Below are 20,247 nucleotides of genomic sequence, written 5' to 3'. Positions count from 1 at the left end.
GATGCCGGAAGAGTCGGTGTCAGAACAGCAGTGAGGTCAGCCGGCCGCGGGCACGGATGACGCGCGCGTCACTGTTCCCGATGAGTCCGAAGAGCTCGATGAGGCGGTCGCGGACGGCGCCGCGCTCATCGGACGGCAGCGCCGCGAACAGGTCGAGCAGCCGCGCGAACGCGTCGTCGATGTGACCGCCGGCGATGTCGAGATCGGCGACGGCGAACTGGGCCTCGATGTCGGTGGGCGCGGATGCCGCGGCATCCCTCGCCTGCTGCAGGTCCAGCCCCTGCACGCGCTGCAGGAGGCGCACCTGGCCGAGACCGGCCTGAGCCTGCTCGTCGCGCGGGTTCTCCGCGAGCGCCGCCTCATACGCCGAAACGGCGCGCGCGTAGTCGCCCGCCTCGATCGCATCGAACGCCTCCTGGTGTCGCGGGGGCAGTGCGGGCTCGTCGGGTTCAGCCGACTCGGCGCCGTCGACGGGGACGGTGCCCGTGACGCCGTTCTGGGCTGCCAGCTGCAGCAGCTGGGCGAAGACGTCGCGTACCTGCTGCTCCGGCACCGCGCCGGTGAACAGCGGAACGGGCTGACCCGCAACGAGGGCGACGACCATGGGGATCGACTGGGCGCGGAAGCCCTGGGAGATCTGCGGGTTCGCATCCACGTCGACCTTGGCCAGCACCAGACGTCCGGCGAGCTCGGTGACGACCTTCTCGAGGATCGGACTGAGCTGCGTGCAGGGACCGCACCACTCGGCCCACAGATCCACCACGACCGGCACGGACCGCGACAGCTCGAGCACCTGACCGAAGCTCTCGTCGGTCGCATCGAAGATCAACGACGGGCCGGGGCCCGCTGAGGGCGCCGTTGCGGAGCCGGCGGGTGCCGACGGGCGAGAGCGCAGGGACGACAGGTCGACGGCACCGCGCAGCACGGCGCCCGAGGTGGGATCGCTCACTTAGGGGGCTACTTTCGCGTCGAGGATGGAGGTCGAGTACCCCAGCAGCTGGATGCGCTTGCTGGAGCTCTGGGAGGGGACGAAGAAGAAGAGCTGGTCGACGAAGGTCGTCGTGAAGCCCGTCGAGGACTGATTCACGCCGGTGAGGGTCTGCACGATCGCGTTGTTGTCGAGCTTGATCACCGCGTCGGTGTTGGTGGGCTTGACGGTGTCGCTCTCGTGCACGGTCACCGCAACGATCGCGCCCGAATCCAGCGTGGCCAGAGAGATGGGTTCGTCCGGCCCCGCCGATGCCGCGTAGGTCAGCGTCCCCGTCTGCGCGCCGGTCTGGTTGAACGCCTGCAGCCGGGAGGCGCGGTTGTCGGCAACGAGCTTTCGGAAGGGGTCGTTCGTCGAATCGAACTGCGCCGCGAACGCGCTGCTGTCACCGTTGGTGAGGATGTCGGCATAGGCCGCGGCCACCTTGTTGGGGGCGAGCGCCAAGAAGGGCGAGTCGGGGTCGATCGAGATCGCGCCGACGTACGAGGGCGCGAGATTGAGACTGGCCTGCGACACCAGCTCGGCCTCCCGCGTGACCTTGTAAGGCGACCAGGGGTCCTCCTGGGTCACGCTGAGGATGACGTCTCCGGTCTCGATGACCGCGAAGAATGTGCGCGGCCACCCGTCGTAGGCCTCGGGCAGGATGATCTTGACAGGCTTGTCGGGCAACGCGCTCAGTGCCGTGTGCCCGGCGACGTCGCGGAGCTTGTAGTCCGTCTCTCGGGCCGCCAGAGCAGAGCCCGTCAACCGCAGCGCAGCCGCCGCGGGATCCTTGGCGGCATCGGCCTTCGCCACCTGCTCGGAGACGCGCGTGAGGATGCGCTCGGCCTGCTGCTGGGTGACGGCGGGCCGTCCCTGATCCTGCGGCACGACGACACTCTCGGATGCCGTGGGCGTCGGCGTGCCGGCGAACTGCGGCCAGGCATCGGCAGTGCAGCCGGTGAACAGCAACGCGGCGACGCCGACGGCCGGAACCGCGATGAGTGAGCGCTTGCCGCGGGTCAACTGACGACGCGAGGGCGTGGCGCTGATGACGCCCTTGTCGGCCCCCGCGACCGCGACGTCGATGGGCTCGGTCACCGGCATCGGCAGACCCTTGCGGCGCGGGCCGCGCGATCGGCGTGCATGCCGCACGCCGAGGACGTACACGATGATGCCGATCAGCAAGAAGATGCTGCCCAGGACGATGAGAGGACCCGCCCACGGGGTCGTCGCTCCCGTCGGCCAGGTCACGGTGAGGCTGCTCGGCGCCGGCTTCACACCGTCGGTGGCCACGAGCAGGCTCATGTCCGCCGGAAGCTGCAGGGGGGTGATGAGGACGTCATCCTGCTGGAACTCATCCAGCCAGAGATCCGAGCCGACGGGGGTGATCGGCGCGCTGCCGGCGGCCGGCGGGTTCTTCGCCGCGACGGCCGTCGTCGTGGTGGCTCCCCCATCGACGGTCACGTGGGTGTACGAGGACGGCGTCAGCCAGGCTTCGAGGTCGGCCGTGCGCCCGTACGAGGCGAAGATCGTGCCCGCCTCCTGGACACGGAGGGTCTGTGAGCCGGCGTGGCTGTTGAGCACGCTGCCATCGATCAGGATGTACGGCGCGTCGCCGGTGACGGAGATCGTCTCGCTCTCGGTCCGCGGACCCTGCAGCACGGTGCGCTGGGCGATACCGGCGCCGATCATGACCGCAGCCAGCACGAAGGCCGTCACAGCCCAGACGAAACGCACGTAAGACACCTCCCGCGCGCACCGCAGACGGGATCGCGGCGCGCAATCGACGTTCCAGCCTAGCGACATCCTGCTGTGCGTCGCCCGGGAGGACCGTGATACCCCCGACGACCGCCGCGGCCGTGTCGCCCGCGAAAGCGCCGCGCGGTGCGTATTCTGACATCACCATGAAGCTGCAGCATCCGTTCCGCACGGCTCTCGTCGCCACGCTCGGCGTGGGCGTCGGCATCCTGCTCATCACCAGCGTGCAGTCGCTGTCGACGATCCTGCTGTACGTGGGGACGGCCCTGTTCCTCGCGCTCGGGCTCGATCCTCTCGTCAGCTGGCTGGAGCGTCGTCGCCTGCCGCGGTGGGCGGCGCTGCTGATCACCTTCGCGGCAGTGCTGGCGGTGTTCACCGGCATCGTGCTGATCGTCATCCCGGTCCTCGTGGGGCAGATCGCTCAGCTGATCACGCAGGTGCAGCGACTCATCGACAGCGCGGTCAACGGCTCGTGGAACCCCGTCGACGATCTGTCGAAGTGGCTGCACGCCACCTTCCCCGCGCTGGATGTCGACATGGCGTTCAAGTACGTGTCCGACTGGTTCAACAGCCTGGACTTCGCGCAGATCGGAACATCGGCCGGCAACGTGATCCTCGGCATCGGCGCCTCGATCATCTCGCTCATCACCGGGGCGATCATCATCCTGATCCTCACGATCTACTTCACCGCGTCGACGCCGTCGCTGAAGGCGTCGGTCGCACAGCTCGTGCCCGCCTCGAAGCGGGCACGTTTCGTCGACCTCTCGGAGCAGATCACCGCATCCGTGGGTCACTACGTCATGGGGCAGGTCACGCTCGGTGCCATCAACGGTGTCCTCAGCGCCGCCTTCCTCTCGATCATCGGGGCCCCGTTCCCGGCCGTGTTGGCGGTGATCGCGTTCTTCTTCTCGCTGATCCCCCTCGTGGGCACACTCACGGGTTCGGCGATCATCGTGCTCACCTGCCTCATCCCCGGACTCAGCTCGCCGCTGACGGCGATCGTGGCGCTCGTCTGGTACGTGGTGTACATGCAGGTGGAGGCCTACCTCCTCTCGCCGCGCATCATGAACCGCGCGGTGTCGGTGCCCGGCGCCGTCGTGGTGATCGCAGCGCTGGCCGGAGGCGCCCTGCTCGGACTCCTGGGCGCGCTCATCGCGATTCCCGTTGCCGCGAGCATCCTGATCATCTACCGTCAGGTGATCATTCCTCGTCAGAACGAGCGATGAGTCCTACTGCTCGTCCCATTCGGTGGCGAGGGGCAGCGCGTCGGGGTTGACGGCCGCGACGATCTCCGTGAGAACGCGGCGCGTCTGCGTCTCCCCCACCCACAGATGCTTGCCGCCGTCGACGGCGATGACCCGCGCATGGTCGATGGGGGCGAAACGGTCGTGAGCTTCGGCGGGGCGGAGGTAGTCGTCGAACTCGGGGATGAGAGCCACCACCTGCCTGGTCTCTCCCCGCCACGCGGCGACGTCCGCCGCGGTGGCGCGATGCAACGGCGGGGAGAGCAGGATGACGCCGTCGATCGCGTGATCCCGCCCGTACTTCAGAGCCAGTTCGGTACCGAAAGACCATCCCACGAGCCAGGGATGCGGCAGAGCCCGCGCCTCGACGAAAGCGAGCGCCGCGGCAACGTCGAACTCCTCGGCGCGTCCGCCGTCGAAGGCACCCTCGCTCGTGCCGCGGGGCGACGTCGTGCCCCGCGTGTTGAATCGCAGGACGGCGAGGTCGGCGAGGGCCGGCAGGCGTCCGGCGGCTTTCCTCAGGATGTGCGAATCCATGAACCCGCCGGCTGTGGGCAGCGGATGCAGTGTCACGAGCGTGGCGACCGGGTCGCGGTGCGCGGGCAGCGCCAGCTCTCCGACGAGAGTCAGCCCGTCGAGCGTTTCGAGCTCGATCTCCTCGCGCCGCGCGGGCAGAAGTACCGGTCCGCGAATCTCCATCTCATGCCACCTTCCAACAGGCCGTGTGCCAGTGCCGCCGCGCGGCCAGATCCGCGGCGTCGCCCAGGACGCCGTCCGCGCGCCACACCACGACGTGAGCCGTGCGCGGCGCTATAGATCGGCCGCACCCCGGGCAGACGTAGGTCTTCTGCGCCTGGACGGCACTGACCGGTTGCACGGTCCACTCGGCGCCGCGCCGGGACTCGGTACGCTTCCAGCCGCTCAACAGCCGATCGAACGAATCGTCGGCTGGTGAGGGCTGCCGTCGGTTCGCGCGCGGCATGTGCTCAATACCACCCCGTGGACTGTGAGTGCGACCACGCCCCGCACGGGCTGCTGTAACGTCCCCCGATGTAGCCGAGGCCCCAGGCGATCTGCGTTGCAGGATTGGTCTCCCAGTCTGCGCCCGCCGACGCCATCTTGCTTCCCGGAAGCGCCTGCGGGATGCCGTAGGCGCCGCTTCCCGCGTTGTAGGCGCCCACTCGCCATCCGGACTCCTTGTTCCACAGGGCGACCAGGCAGGCGAACTCGTCGTCGCCCCAGCCGCGCTGCTGAACCATCGCGTACGCGATGGACTGTGCCGTGCCCGGGTCGGGTGCGACGAACGGGGGCGACCACGACGAGCTCGACGTCGACGATCCCTTCGCTGCCGACGGCGTGGGCGTCGGCGTGGGCTTGGGCGTGACGTACACGCTGTACACGACTGAGTCGCGGCCGAGACCGGCTGTCTGGTCGGATGCCGCGAGGTACGCCTGTGCGTTGGCGATCGTCGACGCGTAGAGAGAGATGGGGGCGACCTCGGCGGCCTGGGCACGCGGGCTCGTCGCCGTCATGGGTCCGATATACGCGGCACCGAATCCGAGAACGGCGAGCACGGCGAATCCGCTCATGACTCCGCGCCGTCGCGACCACTTCGCCGTGGGGGCAGACGGACGCACGCGTCGCGGGGAAACCTGATTTCTCCGTGCGGCGCGCGTCTCGGGAACATCGACGCGGGAGGGCGTCAGTTCGGCGTCGGCAGTCACAGTCCTCCGATTCTAGCGCGCTGCTCCGAGCCCGCCAGGCTGTCCTGATCAGACGACGGCGAGCATGACCTCTACGGTGGCGTCCAGGACAGCGTCCACCTGCGCCTCGCTGTAGCCCCGTCGCTGCATCCGGAAAGCGACCGAACGCACCTGGTCGACGGTCACCGGTTCGCCGCTCTCGAGGAAGCGTGCGATCTTGTCGGCGACCAGATCGACCTCGTCGACCCGGTAGCCGAAGCGCAGCATTCCGACGCGGCGGAAGCGACGGCCCTTGGGGCGGGTGAGGCGATCCAGCACCTCCTGGGCCAGCTTGCGCGACTGTCCCACCCATGCTCGTGCGCCGCGACGAGACAGTGCCTGCTCGCGTTCGCGGGCGGCGAACGCGTCTTCGATGCGGCTGAGAGCCGCATCGACCGCGACCACCTGATATCCGCGCCGCACGAGCGGAAACGCGGCCGTGCGGACGGCGGCCGCATCGATCTCTGTCGACTGCCCCGACTCGAAGGCCGCGCGGGCGCGGGCCAGGAAATCGTCGACGGCATCGGGACGATAGCCGCGGGTGCGGCCGGACGTCAGCGGGAACGGCGGCGCGCTCGTCGCGGGGGCGTCGTTCATGAGACCACCAGGGGAGAGAAGAGGAAATAGAGAGCGAGAGCGGCCGCAGCCGAGGGCAGGATCGAGTCCAGCCGATCAAGCACGCCCCCGTGGCCCGGCAGCCATGAACTCATGTCCTTGATGCCCAGATCGCGCTTGATCATCGACTCGCCGAGGTCGCCGACGGTCGCACACCCCAAGATGAGCAACCCGAAGATCACGCCGGCCCACCAGGGGATCCCGAGGACGAACAGTGCCCACAGCACGGAGGCGATGAGAGTCGCCAGGGCTCCCCCGGCGAACCCCTCCCATGTCTTCTTCGGGCTGATCCGCGGCGCCATCGGGTGGGAGCCGAAGGCGAGCCCGGACGCGTAGGCTCCGGTGTCCGTCGCGACCACGGCGATCAGCATGCCGAGTACCCAGTACTCGCCCTGGTCCTGGCGCAGCAGGACCAGCGCGAGACTCGCCAGGAACGGGACGTACAGCGGGAGGAAGCCGGCGATCAGCACATCGCCGAGGACCTCGCCGTATCGACGCCCGTCGCGAGCGACCATCTGCGCGAGCAGCCGCCACACGATCACCGCGGTCACCGCCCCGAAGGTCAGCGCCCAATGCGTCAGGTGACCCGCGAAGAAAGCGGACAGCATGATGACCGCGCCGGCGACGATCTGCGGCCACACATCGACGCGCCGGCCGGCGGTCTGCAGCGCCCGGCTGAACTCGAACACGCCGAGCAGACACACCGGCACCGCGAACACGAGGAAGAGCCACTTGATGAACAGCAACGAGCCCAGCACCACGGCTCCGACCGCCAGCCCGATGAGGATCGCCATCAGAAGATTGCGACCGGTGCGCGCATTGATGCGGTCGGTGACTTCCTCGAAGTCGGCGCGAGCTCGGTCCATCTGGTGCTCGATCTCGGTGCGCGCGGCGCGCACGTGAGCCTGGAAGCTCGCCGAGCTTGCGGAGCGCGCGCGATCCCCCTCCGGGTCCGGAACGCCTCCGAGCCCGGCATCTCCCGGCGAGTCGGTGGTCGGCACGTCCTCAGACCTCGAGAAGCTCGGCTTCTTTGCGCTTGAGCGCCTCGTCGATCTCGTCGACGTGGCTGCGCGTGACGGCGTCGAGCTCCTTCTCGGCCCGCACGAGATCGTCTTCGCCGACCTCGCTCTTCAGCGCGTCCAGCTCGTCCTTGGCCTTGCGGCGGATGCCGCGGAGGTGCACCTTGGCGTCTTCCCCCTTGGTGCGAACGAGCTTGACGTACTCCTTGCGACGCTCGGCCGTCAGTTCCGGCATCGAGACACGCACGATGTTGCCGTCGTTGGACGGGTTCGCGCCCAGGTTCGGCATGTCGCGGATCGCCTGCTCGATCGCTTTGAGAGCGGACTTGTCATAGGGCGTGACGACCAGCGTGCGCGCTTCCGGCGTGTTCAGGGATGCCAGCTGGGCGAGCGGGGTTGGGGAACCGTAGTAGTCGACCAGGATCTTCTGGAAGAGCTGGGGGTTTGCACGACCCGTGCGCACGGTCGCGAAGTCATCCTTCGCAGCCTCCACGGCGCGGTCCATGCGGGCGGACGTGTCGGCCAGGATCTCGGCGATCACGGTCACTCCATTCGTTCGGTACGTCAGGGAAAAGTCTAGTGCGCAGCGCTCAGCGGCTCAGGCGGTGACGAGCGTGCCGATGGATTCGCCGAGCAGCGCGCGCGTGACGTTGCCCGCGGGTTCCATGCCGAAGACACGCATGTCGATGCCGTTGTCCATGCACAGGCTGAACGCCGTGGAGTCCACGACCTTCAGGCCCCGCTGGAGGGCGTCGCGATACGTGATGGTGTCGATCCGCACGGCATCCGGGTTCGTCTTGGGGTCAGCCGTGTAGACGCCGTCGACGCCGTTCTTGGCGACCAGTACCTCGTCCGCGCCGATCTCGAGAGCGCGCTGCGCGGCGACCGTGTCGGTCGAGAAGTAGGGCAAACCGGCGCCGGCGCCGAAGATGACGACGCGGCCCTTCTCCATGTGCCGCTCAGCGCGACGCGGGATGTAGGGCTCGGCGACCTGGGTCATCGAGATGGCCGACTGCACACGTGTGGCGGCGCCGGCCTGCTCGAGGAAGTCCTGCAGCGCGAGCGCGTTCATCACGGTGCCGAGCATGCCCATGTAGTCGGCGCGCCCGCGGTCCATGCCGCGCTGGCTCAGTTCCGCTCCGCGGAAGAAGTTGCCACCGCCCACCACGATGGCGATCTCCACCCGGTCGACCGCGGCGGCGATCTCGCGTGCGATCTGACCGACGACGTCGGGGTTGACACCGAGCTGGCCTCCTCCGAAGGCCTCCCCGGACAGCTTCAGGAGGACGCGACGGCGTCCGGTGTTCTCATCGGTCACGGGGGGTTCCTCTCGTCGAGATGCAGACTATCGAAGGCGGGGCATGGAAAAGGGGTCCGCATTCGGTGAATGCGGACCCCTTGACGCGACTTACGCGCCGACCTTGAAGCGGGCGAAGTCGGTGATCGTGATGCCAGCGTCGCCGGCGACCTTGGCGACGGACAGCTTGTTGTCCTTCGCGTAGTCCTGATCCAGCAGAGCGACCTGCTTGAAGAACGCGTTCACGCGGCCTTCGACGATCTTCGGCAGCGCCGCCTCCGGCTTGCCCTCGTTGCGGGAGATCTCCGTGACGATCTCGCGCTCCTTCTCGACCTCTTCGGCCGGGACGTCCTCGCGCGAGAGGTAGGTCGGGTTGGCGAACGAGATGTGCTGCGCGATCGAGCGCGCGGTCTCGGCGTCGTCACCGGTGTAGGCGAGCACGACGCCCACCTGCGGCGGAAGGTCCTTGCTCGTCTTGTGCAGGTAGATCTCGAACTTGTCACCCGCGATCGTGCGCACGCGACGCAGCTCGACCTTCTCACCGATGATCGCGGCCTCGTCTGAGATGAGCTCGGCGACCGTCTTGCCCTCGGCATCCGCGGCCAGCGCGGCCTCGACGGAGTCGGCGCTGACGGCGGCGGCCGCCGCGAGCACCTGGTCGGCGAGAGCGATGAAGCGCTCGTTCTTGGCGACGAAGTCGGTCTCGGTGTTCAGCTCGAGGATGGTGACCTTGCCGTCGTTGAGGGCGGCGGCGACGAGGCCCTCGCTGGTGGAGCGGTCGGCACGCTTCGCGTTGCCCTTCGCGCCCTTGAGGCGGAGGATCTCGACGGCCTTCTCGAGGTCGCCGTCGGCCTCCTCGAGCGCCTTCTTGGTGTCGACCATGCCCGTGCCGAGCTGCTCGCGCAGGGCCTTGATGTCGGCGATGGTGAAGTTTGCCATGGGTGGTGGCTCCTTGCGTGTCGTGAGTTCTCGTGGGATGCCGGTGCGAAGCCGCCCGTCAGGCGCGGCTCCGCACCGGCGAAGTGGTCTTACTCGGAAGCGGTCGCTGCGGCGTCGCCCTCGGCCTTGGCTTCGGCGCCCGCGACATCGGCGGTCGACTCGGTGGCGATGGTCTCGACCTCGGCGACGTCGGTGACGACGGGCGTCTCGAGCAGCTCGCGCTCCCAGTCGGCGAGGGGCTCGGCGTCGGCGGACTCGTCGGTCGGCTGGTGACGCTGGATGAGGCCCTCCGCGGCGGCGTCGGCGATGATGCGCGTGAGCAGGCCCACCGAGCGGATCGCGTCGTCGTTGCCCGGGATCGGGAACTGGAACTCGTCGGGGTCGGCGTTCGTGTCGAGGATGCCGATCACGGGGATGCCGAGCTTCTGTGCCTCGCTGACGGCGAGGTGCTCGCGCTTGGCGTCGACGATCCAGATCGCCGAGGGCGTCTTGGTGAGGTTGCGGATACCGCCGAGCGACTTGTGCAGCTTGTCGAGCTCGCGCTTCTTCAGCAGGAGCTCCTTCTTCGTGAAGCCGCTGTCGGCGGGGTTCTCGAAGTTGAGCTCCTCGAGCTCCTTCATGCGGGCGAGGCGCTTGCTGACCGTCGAGAAGTTGGTCAGGAGGCCACCGAGCCAGCGCTGGTTGACGTACGGCTGGCCGACGCGCGTCGCCTGCTCGGCGATGACTTCCTGCGCCTGCTTCTTGGTGCCGACGAACAGGATGGTGCCGCCGTGCGCGACCGTCTCCCGGACGTACTCGTACGCCTTGTCGATGTACCCCAGCGACTGCTGCAGGTCGATGATGTGGATGCCGGAGCGCTCCGTCAGGATGAAACGCTTGACCTTCGGGTTCCACCGGCGGGTCTGGTGTCCGAAGTGGACGCCGCTGTCGAGCAGCTGGCGAATGGTGACGACGGCCATGGCCGTTCTCCTTCTCTTTGGGTTGATCGCGTGGGCCGATCGGCCCGAGCGCCTGGTGCCCGGCGCACACCCGCTCACCGCTGTCGCGGTGAGACCTCGAGGTGTGGATGCCGCGGAATCCGTCCGGGGACGGGGCCGCTGTGGGCACGCGGAGTCACCCCGACCAGCGGGGTGCTCAGCCAGTGTATCAGCCGCAGCGCCTCCTCCCCCGACGCTCGCTGACGTCGGCCGCCCACAGATGCCCGTCGCGGCCGCCGTCGGTGGGAGCCGGCCGCGAGGGTGGAGCGATGAATGCAAATCGACGCCGTCGCATGGTGAAACGCGTCATCCGGACAGCAGGCGCGGTGCTGGCGCTGACCGTCGCCGTCGCCTTCAGTGCATCCGGTGCCGCCGGGGTGGACGGGCATGAGCTGCGGCCGGCGAGGGCGTCCGCCGACGCGGGGTCTGCGCGGTGGTCGTGGCCGGTCTCGCCGCCGCGCATCACGGTCGCCTACCGAGCGCCCGCCCATGCGTACGGCCCCGGACACCGGGGCATCGATCTGGCCAGCGCGGTCGATGCGGACGTACGGGCTCCCGACGACGGCGTCGTCGCCTTCGCCGGCGTCGTCGTCGATCGACCGCTCATCACGATCGACCACGGCGGTGGGCTGGTCTCGACGATGGAGCCCGTCCGCGCGACCGTGCCGGTGGGGACGAGTGTGCAACGGGGTGAACAGGTGGGCACCGTGGCGACGGGCGGTCACACGACGCCCGGCGAGATCCACCTGGGAGCGCGGAGAGACGACGTCTATCTCAATCCGCTGCGGCTGTTGGGCGAGGTGCCGCGGGCCGTACTGCTTCCGTGCTGCGAGCCCGCTCAACAGCCGGGATAGGTGTGGCCGGCGACGCTGGCGGCCTCATCTGGACAGCCGGTGAGCACAGACGCCGCGATGACGGCGGCATCGACAGCGGGCGCGCGGGTCTTCACGAGAGCAGGCCCGCGGCGCACTCACGCGCGAGGATGCGCCTGCCGGTAGGCGGCCGCCAGTCGCTCCGCCGAGACATGTGTGTAGATCTGGGTGGTTCCGAGGCTGGCATGACCGAGCATCTCCTGCACGGTGCGCAGGTCGGCGCCGCCGTCGAGCAGATGAGTGGCCGCTGAGTGGCGCAGCGTGTGAGGACCGACGCTCTGCCCGACCGTCGGGGAGACGACGCGCGAGACGACGTCGTAGGCGGAACGCGCGCCCAGCCGTGCGCCGCGGGCTCCGACGAACAGCGCCGCCGTTCCGGAGCCGCGTCCCACGAGCACGCAACGACCGCGCGCCAGATAGGCGTCGAGAGCGTGAGCGGCAGGAGCGCCGTACGGCACGACACGCTCCTTGCTGCCCTTACCCACGACACGGACCGTGCGGCGCTCGCGATCGATGTCGTCGACATCCGTCCCGCAGAGTTCGGACACGCGAAGAGCGGAGGCGTAGAGAAGTTCGACGAGCGCGGCGTCCCTCAACGCGATGGCATCGCCGCCGTGCGCGCGCGTCTCGGCATCCGTCAGCACGGCGGTCATGGCGGGCGCGGTCGCCACCTTCGGCAAGGAGCGCCCCCGGCGCGGGGCCACCAGTCGCAGCGCAGGGTCGACCTCGAGGCGCGCCGTCTGCCGAGCCCACGCGAAGAAGCCGCGCACGGCTGCTGTGCGCCGCGCGAGTGTCGCCCGTGCGTCGCCGCGTCGTGTCGCGGTCCACAGCCATTCCCGCAGATGCTCCAGATCGACATCCGCCAGATCGCGGTCTCCGATCACCGCGACGAGATCGCGCAGATCCCCCGCGTACGCGCGCACCGTCGCCGCGGACAGCCGCCGTACGTCCGAGAGCTCGCGCGTGTAGGCGTCGGCTGCTTCGGAGAGTCTCACCAGACCAGCATCCCTCGTCTCGAGGGTGCGCGGCGGGCGGCACACCGCAGTGCGTGGCTCGCACCGCGGTTCGCATGGCACCGCTCGTCACCACAGTCGCGCGGGTCGCGGCTCCGACCGGCGTCGCCATCCGTCGCCGCTGCGCTCGACACGTCCATCCAGTTCGAGTAGCGCAAGGATCCCGCTCGCCTCAGCGACGGAGAGGCCCGACAGGCGCGCGACCTCCGTGGTCGCACGCGCCCGACGACCGCTCAGCGCGTCCAGTACTCGCGTGCGCTCATCGGTACGCCCGCCGTCGCCGGGATCAGGCTCGTCGGCTGTGTCGCCAGAGATCCCCAAGAGCTCCCACGCATCGGCGGCGGAGGTCACACAGACCGCGCCCGCCTCGCGCAGGAGCCGGTGGCAGCCCGCGGATGCGGCGCTGGTCACAGGCCCGGGAACGGCGCCGAGGGCGCGTCCGAGCGCGGCGGCATGGTGAGCGGTGTTCAATGCCCCACTCCGGTGGGCAGCCTCGACGACGATCGTCGCACCCGCCAACGCTGCGATCACCCTGTTGCGCGCGAGGAAGCGCCACTTGGTCGGCGCTGTGCCGCAGGGCACTTCGGCGAGCACCAGCCCCGACGTCGCGATCGCCGCGATCAGGTCATCGTGACCGGCCGGGTAGGGCCGGTCCACTCCGCCGGCCAGCACGGCGACCGTTGTGCCGTCGGCGCGCAACGCGCCGCGGTGTGCCGCTCCGTCGATGCCGTAGGCCGCCCCGGAGACCACGACGACCCCCCTCGCCGCAGAGTCCGCGGCGAGCTCCGTCACGACGTGCGTGCCGTACGCCGTCGCGGCCCGCGCGCCGACGAGCGCCAGCGTGGCAGAACTCGACAGCGCGCGGACGTCGCCCCGAGCCCACAGACAGACGGGTGCGTGCACACCCAGGTCATCGAGCGCGCGCGGCCAGACCTCCTCGCCCGGCACGAGGAGCCGAGCTCCCGCTCGGCGAGCGGCTGCCAGCACACGGTCGACCTCGCCACGGCGGGGCAACCATCGGGCGCGCGCAGCACGAACATCCTCCTCGGTCACGCCGGCGCCACCGCCGAGGCCCGATGTGGCTTCGCCCACGGCACGCTCCAGCGCCTCGGCGGCACCGTAGTGCGCAATCAGCGCACCGGCCGTCCCGTCGCCCGGCTCGACGAGCGTCGACCAGATCGCTGCGGCGTACGCGGTGCGTGCCTCGTCGTCGGAGAGCCCGTCACCGACCAGTCCGCGAAGGGCCGTGCGGGAGGCACCGGCGTCAGGCACGAGGCTCATGAGCCCACCCCCTTCTTGAGATACAGCGCCCGTCCGATGTCGGCCGCGCGCAACCGATCGTGACCGGCGAGATCCGCGACCGACCAGGCCACTCGCAGTACGCGGTCGTAGCCGCGCAGCGTGAGCGATCCGCGTTGCAGAGCGGCGTCCAGCGGACGGCGGATGTCGGCATCCGGGGCGAGAGGACCGTTGCGCAGCCAGGGACCGGACGCCTGGGCGTTCGTGGCCCACGGAGTGGAACGGAGGCGATGGCGGGCGCGCTCGCGTGCGGCACCGACCTGTTCCCGGACCTGCGCCGACGTCGTGGCCCCGGCCGCCGTCCCCGGCTGCGCGCTCGACACGCGCCGCAGTCCGAGTTCGATGTCGATGCGGTCGCGGAGCGGCCCTGAGAGCTTGCCGAGGTAGCGCCGAATCGCCAGCGACGGACACGTGCACTCAGCGGCCGGCACGCCGTAGTTGCCGCATGGGCAGGGGTTCGTTGCGAGAACCAGCTGGAACCGCGCCGGAAACACCGCACGAAAGCCGGCCCGGTGGATCTCGATCATGCCGGACTCCAGTGGCTGGCGCAGCGCGTCCAGCGCGTGCGGAGCGAACTCGCCGGCCTCGTCGAGAAAGAGGACTCCCCCGCTCGCGCGGGCGATGGCGCCGGGACGCACGGCGCGACTTCCGCCTCCGATCAACGCCGTCGCGCTCGCGCTGTGATGGGGTGCCTCGAAGGGCGGCGTCCGACACAGTGTGTCGACGGGTTCGCCGGCCAGCGACCGCAGCGACGCGGCCTGCACGGCATCCTCGTCGTCGAGGCCGGGAAGGATGCCGGGCAGTCGCCGCGCCAGCATCGTCTTGCCGGCTCCGGGCGGGCCGCTCATCAAGAGGTGGTGTGCACCCGCGGCGGCCACCGTGAGCGCGTCGACGGCGTCAGCCTGCCCGATGACGTCGACGAGATCGGGAACGTCGGCGTGGACACGACCACCGCCCGCGGCCGGGTGCGGAACGGGTTCGAGTGGCACCTCGTCCACGTCGAGGCCGTGCCAGCGTGCCACGTCGCGGAGGCTGACGGCCCCCAGGACCTCGACTCCTTCGACGAGGGCGGCCTCTTCCCGGTTCGCGAACGGCACGACCGCCTTGCGGATTCCCATCCGGGCCGCGGCCGCCACCGCCGGCAGCACGCCGGGGACAGGCCGCAGTCGGCCATCGAGTCCGAGTTCACCGATGTGCGCCGTCTGCGCGAGCGAGTCGCGATCGAGGGCGTGCTCGGTCGCGAGCGCGGCGATCGCGATCGCGACGTCGAGGGCGGAGCCCTGTTTGGGAAGATTCGCGGGTGAGAGGTTCACGGTGAGTTTGCGCCGCGGCAGCGGCAGCTCGCTGTTGGCGCAAGCGTTGTGCACCCGTTGATGTGCCTCGCCGATCGCCTTGTCGGCGAGCCCGATGATGACGAAGGCCGGCGTCTGACTCGACAGGTCCGCCTCGACCTCGATGAGATCGCCGTGCAGCCCCGTGAGCACCACCGCCCACGTCCTGCCGACCGTCATCGCACATCCTCGAGGTGCTCGATGCGCGCCGTGGCGGTGTCGCGGCCCGTGACACCGATGATGTCGACGCGGAGGCGGCGACCACGGGCGGCGGCCGGGTGCGCCGCTGCCCACGTCGTGGACAGACGCCACAGACGGGCGCGCTTTTGCGCATCGACGGCCTCGAACGGGTGGCCGTACGCGTCGGAACGTCGGGACTTCACCTCGACGATGACGACCTCCTCGCCGCGCAGGGCGACGATGTCGATCTCTCCGAACGCGCAACGCCAGTTGCGGGCGAGGATCGTGTACCCTGCCTCGCTCAGATACTGCGCCGCTCTCTGCTCCCCCGACCGTCCACGCTCGTCCTTGGCTGCCATGGAAGAGAGCGTGCCCCCGCTTCGACCGCGCGTCGCGGCATGTCAGCCCGTCGGTGGACAGGCCCGCTCAACGGCTCGGTGGGGAGGAAGAGTCGACGTGCAGGTGGAGAGGTCAGGAGTCGAGCGCGAGCTCGTCAGGAAGCTGGAAGTCCCTGCGCTGCATCTCCTCGACGTTCACGTCCTTGAACGTGAGCACGCGCACCGACTTCACGAAGCGGTCCGCGCGGTAGATGTCCCACACCCAGACGTCGGTCATCGAGATCTCGAAGTAGAAGTCGTGCTCGGTGTCACGACGCACGACGTTCACGTCGTTCGCGAGGTAGAAGCGTCGCTCCGTCTCGATCACGTAAGCGAACTGCGACACGACATCGCGATACTCCTTGTACAGCGCCAGCTCGAGTTCGCGGTCGTAGTCGTCAAAGCCCTCGTCGTCCATGGTGGTCCCATCCTATGCGGCCGGAGGAGCCGAGCGGATGCCGCGGCATCCGCTCAGAACAGTGTGGGAGCGTCGGCGATGGCCCACGATGCCCGGTGATGGGGGCTCAGACCGTGCGAACGGATCGCGCTGCGGTGCTCGAGGCTGGCGTAGCCCTTGTTGCGCTCCCAGAGATAGACCGGGTGCTCGTCGTGCAGGCGCATCATCAGGTCGTCGCGGGCGACCTTCGCCACGACCGAGGCGGCGGCGGCTGATGCGCAGTCGCGGTCGGCTTTGATGATCGGCTGCACGCGCAGACCCGAACCGCCTGCGGCGGTGATGTAGTCGTGATTGCCGTCCAGAATGATGATCGCGTCGTCGGGGACGAAGCCCTGCGCACGCAGCTCGGCGAGTGCGCGCAGGGCCGCCAGGCCCAGCGCCCGCATGATCCCGACCTCGTCGATCTCGGCGGAACTCGCCCAGCCGACCGCGGACGCGTCGACCCAGGCGGCGGCTCGTGCGGCGACATCGTGCCGACGATGCGCGGCCACGAGCTTCGAGTCGCGCAGCCCCTCCGGGATCCGCTTTCGGGCCGCCGCCGGTCCGAGCGCCGCGGCACCGACGGCGACGGGCCCCGCGAGCGCACCCCGGCCGACCTCGTCGCACGCGATGACGATCTCATGCTCGCGCAGCAGGCGCCGCTCGACGGTCAGCCGCGGCGTGACGACACTCATCCGGCGCCGGGGGCCGGCACCCCCGCGAAGACGGCATGGTGCCCGTCGATCGTGCCGAAGCGGTCGAACGGCCAGGTGATGAGGAAGGCGCGCCCGACGACGTTGTCCACAGGAACGAATCCCTTGTTGGGCTGGTCCATGTTGTACCGCGAGTCGCGGGAGTGGTCGCGGTTGTCCCCCATCACCCAGAGCGAGTTCTGCGGCACGACGACATCGAACGGGACGGGCTGCGGCGCGCTCTGGCCGGGAGACAGATTCAGGTAGGGGGTCTCATCGATCGGTGTTCCGTTGACCGTGACCTGACCGATCGCGTTGCAGCACACGACGTGATCCCCGCCCACGCCGATGATGCGTTTGATGAGGTGCTCGTCGCTGTCCGAGGCGGTGATGCCGACGAGCGAAAGCAGCCAGTCGGCGGCCTGAGCCAGGGGCGGCTGCGCGGGGGTAGCCGGCGCCGGCGGCAGCCATCCGCCGGGATCACGGAACACGACGACATCGCCGCGCTGGTAGCCGCCGAAACGCGGCGTGAGCTCATCGACGAGGATGCGGTCCTTGATGAGCAGCGTCTGTTCCATCGAGCCCGACGGGATGTAGAAAGAACGCACCAGGAAGGTCTTGATCACGAACGACACGACGACCGCGATCAACACGATGACGAACACGTCGCGCAGAAGCAGCCAGACGCCGCGGCGTCGACGCTGACGGGAGGGAAGCACCGTATCCGGGGCCGTGGTGTTGTCCGAGCTCATGCCTGTCTTTCTTCGCTCCCGGCACCCGTCTGTGCCGCCTCTCAAGGGTCGCACATGCGGGCTGTGTGCAGCGTGCGCGCCTCACCGGATGCCGCGCGGCGTGCAGACGACGGATGCCCCGGACCGCGGGGTCCGGGGCATCCGAGGTGACAGCGCGTCAGCGGTCGCGCTTCTCCTTGATCTTGGCCTTCTTGCCGCGAAGGTTGCGCAGGTAGTACAGCTTCGCGCGGCGCACGTCGCCACGGGTGACGACCTCGATGTGGTCGATCACCGGGCTGTGCACCGGGAACGTACGCTCCACGCCCACCTGGAAGCTGATCTTGCGGACCGTGAAGGTCTCGCGCACACCGTCTCCCGAGCGGCCGATGACGACGCCCTGGAAGACCTGGATACGGGAACGGTTGCCCTCGGTGATGTTGACGTGCACCTTGACGGTGTCGCCGGGGGCGAAGACGGGGATGTCGCTGCGCAGCGAAGCCGCGTCGACGGCGTCGAGAATCTGCATGATCGTCACTTCCTGCGACCGCCACAGGTCGATCGCGAGATGGGGATGGAAAAAGGTGGCGTGTGCCCGAGGCATCCGTTGCCGGCGCCGTGCTCCCCTGAGGCAGAGCCTGTTCAGGGCACAAACATCCATTCTGCCATGGATGCCGAGCGCGTCAAAACCGACAGGTCACGAGCCCGGTGGCGTGTTCTCTCGGATGACGATGATCTCGTCGGGGCTCGAGCCGCCGGTCGGCTGTGGGCGAGGAGGTGCGACATAACCGACGCCACTCGCCGTGCGCAGGATCGACACACGCGGACCGGTCTCACGCCACAGCTGGCGCAGCGACGAGGACAGGGCCACGACACCGAGGATGACGGCCACGGCCAACGCGGGCCACCACCACCGGCTATCGAAGACGCCGAGCGCGACCAGCAGCAGATGCCAGGCGCCGATGATCCCGGCATCCGTCCAGGAGACCGCGCGCTCGGCGCGGACGGTGCCGCGGGCGCGCACGAGCAGGGCGAGGATCAACTGCCAGACGAAGACGACCGGTGCCGACAGGAGAACCCACAGCAGCGTCCAGGGACTGGCCCCGAAGACGATCCACCCGACGACAAGCCACAACGGCAGCACGAACGCCGCCGGAATCAGCCACCGGAAGAACGTCTGACGCAACCACATACCTGCGATGCTACGCCGGTCAGACAGAATGGATCCTGACGAAAGGATCACGATGATCGAGCTGCGCACTCCCGCCGAGATCGAGGCGATGCGTCCCGCGGGGCGTTTCGTCGCAGAAACTCTGGCGACGCTACGGGATGAGACGAAGGTCGGCACCAATCTGCTGGCCATCGATCGTCGTGCGCACGATCTGATCCGCCGGGCCGGCGCCGAGTCCTGCTACCTCGACTACCACCCGTCGTTCGGCGCGAGCCCCTTCGGAAAGGTGATCTGCACGTCGGTCAACGATGCGGTCCTGCACGGACTGCCGCACGACTACGCGCTGCGCGACGGCGACCTGGTGACGTTGGACTTCGCCGTCGCCGTCGACGGCTGGGTCGCCGACTCGGCCGTCTCGTTCATCGTGGGGACGCCTCGCGACGAGGACCTCGCCCTCATCGACACGACACAGCGCGCCCTGGATGCCGCGATCGGCGCCGCCACGACGGAGGGGCGGATCGGGGACATCTCGCACGCCATCGCCGAGGTCGCGCACGCCGACGGGTACCAGATCAACACCGACTTCGGCGGCCACGGCGTCGGACGCACGATGCACGGCGACCCGCACGTCCCCAACGACGGCAAGCCGGGTCGCGGCTACCCCCTGCGTCCGGGTCTCGTGCTGGCCCTCGAACCCTGGTTCCTGCAGACCACCGACGAGCTCGTCACCGACCCTGACGGCTGGACGCTGCGCAGTGCCGACGGCTCACGCGGCGCGCACGCCGAGCACACCGTCGCGATCACCGCCGACGGTCCGATCATCCTCACCGATCGCTCGTTCCTCGGCGTCGACTGAGGCCGCCGGTGGCGGCGCGGCCGCCGGTGGGGACACGGTCAGTCCGGGAGAAGATCCGGCCGTCTCGCGCGGGTGCGCTCGATCTGCTGCTCTCGGCGCCAGTCGGCGACACGGCCGTGATGGCCCGAGAGCAACACGTCCGGAACGTCGTAGCCGCGCCACGCCGCGGGCTTCGTGAAGGAGGGGTACTCCAGCAGACCGTCTTCGTGGGACTCCTCGATGAGGCTCTCGGGATTGCCGACGACGCCGGGAATCAGGCGGCCGACAGCCTCGATCATCGCCATCGCCGCCACCTCGCCGCCGTTGAGGACGTAGTCTCCGATGCTGGTCAGACTGACCTCGCCCAGAGTTGCCGCGTAGGAGAACACTCGCTCGTCGATGCCTTCGTAGCGGCCGCATCCGAAGACGAGATGCTCTCCGCTGGCCGCCCAGGAGCGCGCCGCCGCCTGCGTGAAGACCGCACCGGCGGGCGAGGGAAAGACGAACCGAAGCGGCTCGGTGGCGTCCGCGGCGATGGCGTCCAGCGCCTGCCCCCAGGGCTCGGGTTTCATCACCATGCCCGCGCCCCCACCGTACGGCGTGTCGTCGACCGTGCGATGGCGGTCATGCGTGAAGTCGCGCAGGTCGTGGACACGCACGTCAAGGATGCCCGCATCGCGGGCGCGCCCCAGAAGGGAGACCTCCAGGACGTCGAAGAATGCGGGAAAGATCGTGACGACGTCGATCCGCAC

Annotated in this window: 24 protein-coding genes; 3 read left to right on the top strand and 21 right to left on the bottom strand. The window is 69.2% G+C overall.

Going from position 1 to position 20,247, the window contains the following annotated elements; all coding sequences use genetic code 11:
• Positions 1 to 19 precede the first annotated feature (19 nt).
• Positions 20 to 949, bottom strand: coding sequence for a tetratricopeptide repeat protein (locus AS96_RS02685; protein ID WP_016465048.1), 930 nt, complete (start codon positions 947 to 949; stop codon positions 20 to 22).
• Positions 950 to 2,707, bottom strand: coding sequence for a hypothetical protein (locus tag AS96_RS02680; RefSeq protein WP_016465047.1), 1,758 nt, complete (start codon positions 2,705 to 2,707; stop codon positions 950 to 952). It lies immediately after the preceding gene.
• A gap of 167 nt (positions 2,708 to 2,874) precedes the next feature.
• On the opposite strand from AS96_RS02680, the gene AS96_RS02675 reads away from it, so the two are divergent.
• Entirely contained in the window at positions 2,875 to 3,954 is a 1,080-nt protein-coding gene (locus AS96_RS02675) for an AI-2E family transporter (RefSeq protein WP_036283736.1), read from the top strand.
• Positions 3,955 to 3,957: 3 nt separating this feature from the next.
• Here the strand turns inward: AS96_RS02675 and AS96_RS02670 are convergent, their stop codons facing one another.
• The 9 genes from AS96_RS02670 to rpsB form a co-directional block, all read right to left on the bottom strand.
• A complete protein-coding gene (locus tag AS96_RS02670; RefSeq protein ID WP_005050260.1) occupies positions 3,958 to 4,671 on the bottom strand; it encodes an alpha/beta hydrolase in 714 nt (237 codons plus the stop codon).
• Position 4,672: 1 nt separating this feature from the next.
• Complete coding sequence (locus AS96_RS15595) at positions 4,673 to 4,954, bottom strand: hypothetical protein (protein ID WP_005050258.1); 282 nt, start codon at positions 4,952 to 4,954, stop codon at positions 4,673 to 4,675.
• Between the two features lie 4 nt (positions 4,955 to 4,958).
• The gene (locus tag AS96_RS02660) at positions 4,959 to 5,561 is read right to left on the bottom strand and encodes a hypothetical protein (RefSeq protein ID WP_005050257.1); all 603 of its coding nucleotides are present in this window, start codon (positions 5,559 to 5,561) and stop codon (positions 4,959 to 4,961) included.
• A gap of 183 nt (positions 5,562 to 5,744) precedes the next feature.
• Positions 5,745 to 6,311 (bottom strand): DivIVA domain-containing protein, encoded by a 567-nt coding sequence (locus AS96_RS02655; RefSeq protein ID WP_005050256.1) that lies wholly within the window; start codon positions 6,309 to 6,311, stop codon positions 5,745 to 5,747.
• Positions 6,308 to 7,330 carry a phosphatidate cytidylyltransferase gene (locus tag AS96_RS02650; RefSeq protein ID WP_036285350.1) on the bottom strand — a complete coding sequence of 341 codons (1,023 nt, stop codon included), beginning with the start codon at positions 7,328 to 7,330 and terminating at the stop codon, positions 6,308 to 6,310. Before AS96_RS02650 ends, AS96_RS02655 begins: the two co-directional genes overlap by 4 nt.
• Positions 7,331 to 7,334: 4 nt before the next feature.
• Complete coding sequence (gene frr, locus AS96_RS02645) at positions 7,335 to 7,889, bottom strand: ribosome recycling factor (RefSeq protein ID WP_005050254.1); 555 nt, start codon at positions 7,887 to 7,889, stop codon at positions 7,335 to 7,337.
• 57 nt (positions 7,890 to 7,946) lie between these two features.
• Positions 7,947 to 8,666: a UMP kinase gene (pyrH, locus tag AS96_RS02640; protein ID WP_005050252.1), complete on the bottom strand. Its 720-nt coding sequence runs from the start codon at positions 8,664 to 8,666 to the stop codon at positions 7,947 to 7,949.
• 90 nt (positions 8,667 to 8,756) lie between these two features.
• Positions 8,757 to 9,584, bottom strand: coding sequence for a translation elongation factor Ts (gene tsf, locus AS96_RS02635; RefSeq protein ID WP_005050250.1), 828 nt, complete (start codon positions 9,582 to 9,584; stop codon positions 8,757 to 8,759).
• An 89-nt stretch (positions 9,585 to 9,673) separates the two neighbouring features.
• Positions 9,674 to 10,543, bottom strand: coding sequence for a 30S ribosomal protein S2 (gene rpsB, locus AS96_RS02630; protein WP_005050249.1), 870 nt, complete (start codon positions 10,541 to 10,543; stop codon positions 9,674 to 9,676).
• A 287-nt stretch (positions 10,544 to 10,830) separates the two neighbouring features.
• On the opposite strand from rpsB, the gene AS96_RS02625 reads away from it, so the two are divergent.
• On the top strand, positions 10,831 to 11,415 hold the full coding sequence (locus tag AS96_RS02625; protein WP_231477062.1) for a peptidoglycan DD-metalloendopeptidase family protein: 585 nt from the start codon (positions 10,831 to 10,833) through the stop codon (positions 11,413 to 11,415).
• Positions 11,416 to 11,531: 116 nt separating this feature from the next.
• On the opposite strand, the gene AS96_RS02620 is transcribed toward AS96_RS02625, so the two are convergent.
• The 9 genes from AS96_RS02620 to AS96_RS02580 all read right to left on the bottom strand — a co-directional run bounded on the left by AS96_RS02620 (position 11,532) and on the right by AS96_RS02580 (position 18,681).
• A complete protein-coding gene (locus AS96_RS02620) occupies positions 11,532 to 12,428 on the bottom strand; it encodes a tyrosine recombinase XerC (protein ID WP_036285347.1) in 897 nt (298 codons plus the stop codon).
• 87 nt (positions 12,429 to 12,515) lie between these two features.
• Positions 12,516 to 13,727 carry a DNA-processing protein DprA gene (dprA, locus tag AS96_RS02615; RefSeq protein ID WP_036285345.1) on the bottom strand — a complete coding sequence of 404 codons (1,212 nt, stop codon included), beginning with the start codon at positions 13,725 to 13,727 and terminating at the stop codon, positions 12,516 to 12,518.
• Entirely contained in the window at positions 13,724 to 15,256 is a 1,533-nt protein-coding gene (locus AS96_RS02610) for a YifB family Mg chelatase-like AAA ATPase (RefSeq protein WP_005050245.1), read from the bottom strand. The genes dprA and AS96_RS02610 overlap by 4 nt, the downstream gene beginning before the upstream one ends.
• Positions 15,253 to 15,615: a YraN family protein gene (locus AS96_RS02605; RefSeq protein WP_036285343.1), complete on the bottom strand. Its 363-nt coding sequence runs from the start codon at positions 15,613 to 15,615 to the stop codon at positions 15,253 to 15,255. The genes AS96_RS02610 and AS96_RS02605 overlap by 4 nt, the downstream gene beginning before the upstream one ends.
• A 112-nt stretch (positions 15,616 to 15,727) precedes the next feature.
• Entirely contained in the window at positions 15,728 to 16,051 is a 324-nt protein-coding gene (locus AS96_RS02600; RefSeq protein WP_005050243.1) for a DUF2469 family protein, read from the bottom strand.
• A gap of 53 nt (positions 16,052 to 16,104) precedes the next feature.
• On the bottom strand, positions 16,105 to 16,764 hold the full coding sequence (locus tag AS96_RS02595) for a ribonuclease HII (protein WP_036285341.1): 660 nt from the start codon (positions 16,762 to 16,764) through the stop codon (positions 16,105 to 16,107).
• Positions 16,761 to 17,513, bottom strand: coding sequence for a signal peptidase I (gene lepB, locus AS96_RS02590; RefSeq protein ID WP_016465037.1), 753 nt, complete (start codon positions 17,511 to 17,513; stop codon positions 16,761 to 16,763). Before lepB ends, AS96_RS02595 begins: the two co-directional genes overlap by 4 nt.
• Before the next feature lie 157 nt (positions 17,514 to 17,670).
• Positions 17,671 to 18,018, bottom strand: a complete 348-nt coding sequence (gene rplS, locus AS96_RS02585; RefSeq protein ID WP_005050240.1) for a 50S ribosomal protein L19 — start codon at positions 18,016 to 18,018, stop codon at positions 17,671 to 17,673.
• A gap of 168 nt (positions 18,019 to 18,186) precedes the next feature.
• Positions 18,187 to 18,681: a hypothetical protein gene (locus AS96_RS02580; protein WP_036285339.1), complete on the bottom strand. Its 495-nt coding sequence runs from the start codon at positions 18,679 to 18,681 to the stop codon at positions 18,187 to 18,189.
• Between the two features lie 52 nt (positions 18,682 to 18,733).
• On the opposite strand from AS96_RS02580, the gene map reads away from it, so the two are divergent.
• Complete coding sequence (gene map / locus AS96_RS02575) at positions 18,734 to 19,516, top strand: type I methionyl aminopeptidase (RefSeq protein ID WP_005050238.1); 783 nt, start codon at positions 18,734 to 18,736, stop codon at positions 19,514 to 19,516.
• A 38-nt stretch (positions 19,517 to 19,554) separates the two neighbouring features.
• Here the strand turns inward: map and trmD are convergent, their stop codons facing one another.
• Complete coding sequence (gene trmD / locus AS96_RS02570) at positions 19,555 to 20,247, bottom strand: tRNA (guanosine(37)-N1)-methyltransferase TrmD (protein WP_005050237.1); 693 nt, start codon at positions 20,245 to 20,247, stop codon at positions 19,555 to 19,557.

The sequence above is a fragment of the Microbacterium sp. MRS-1 genome (genome assembly GCF_000585455.1).
Taxonomy (GTDB): Bacteria; Actinomycetota; Actinomycetes; order Actinomycetales; family Microbacteriaceae; genus Microbacterium; species Microbacterium laevaniformans.
The sequence above is the reverse complement of the archived record's forward strand: the minus strand, read 5'-3'. Positions and strand labels throughout refer to the sequence as shown.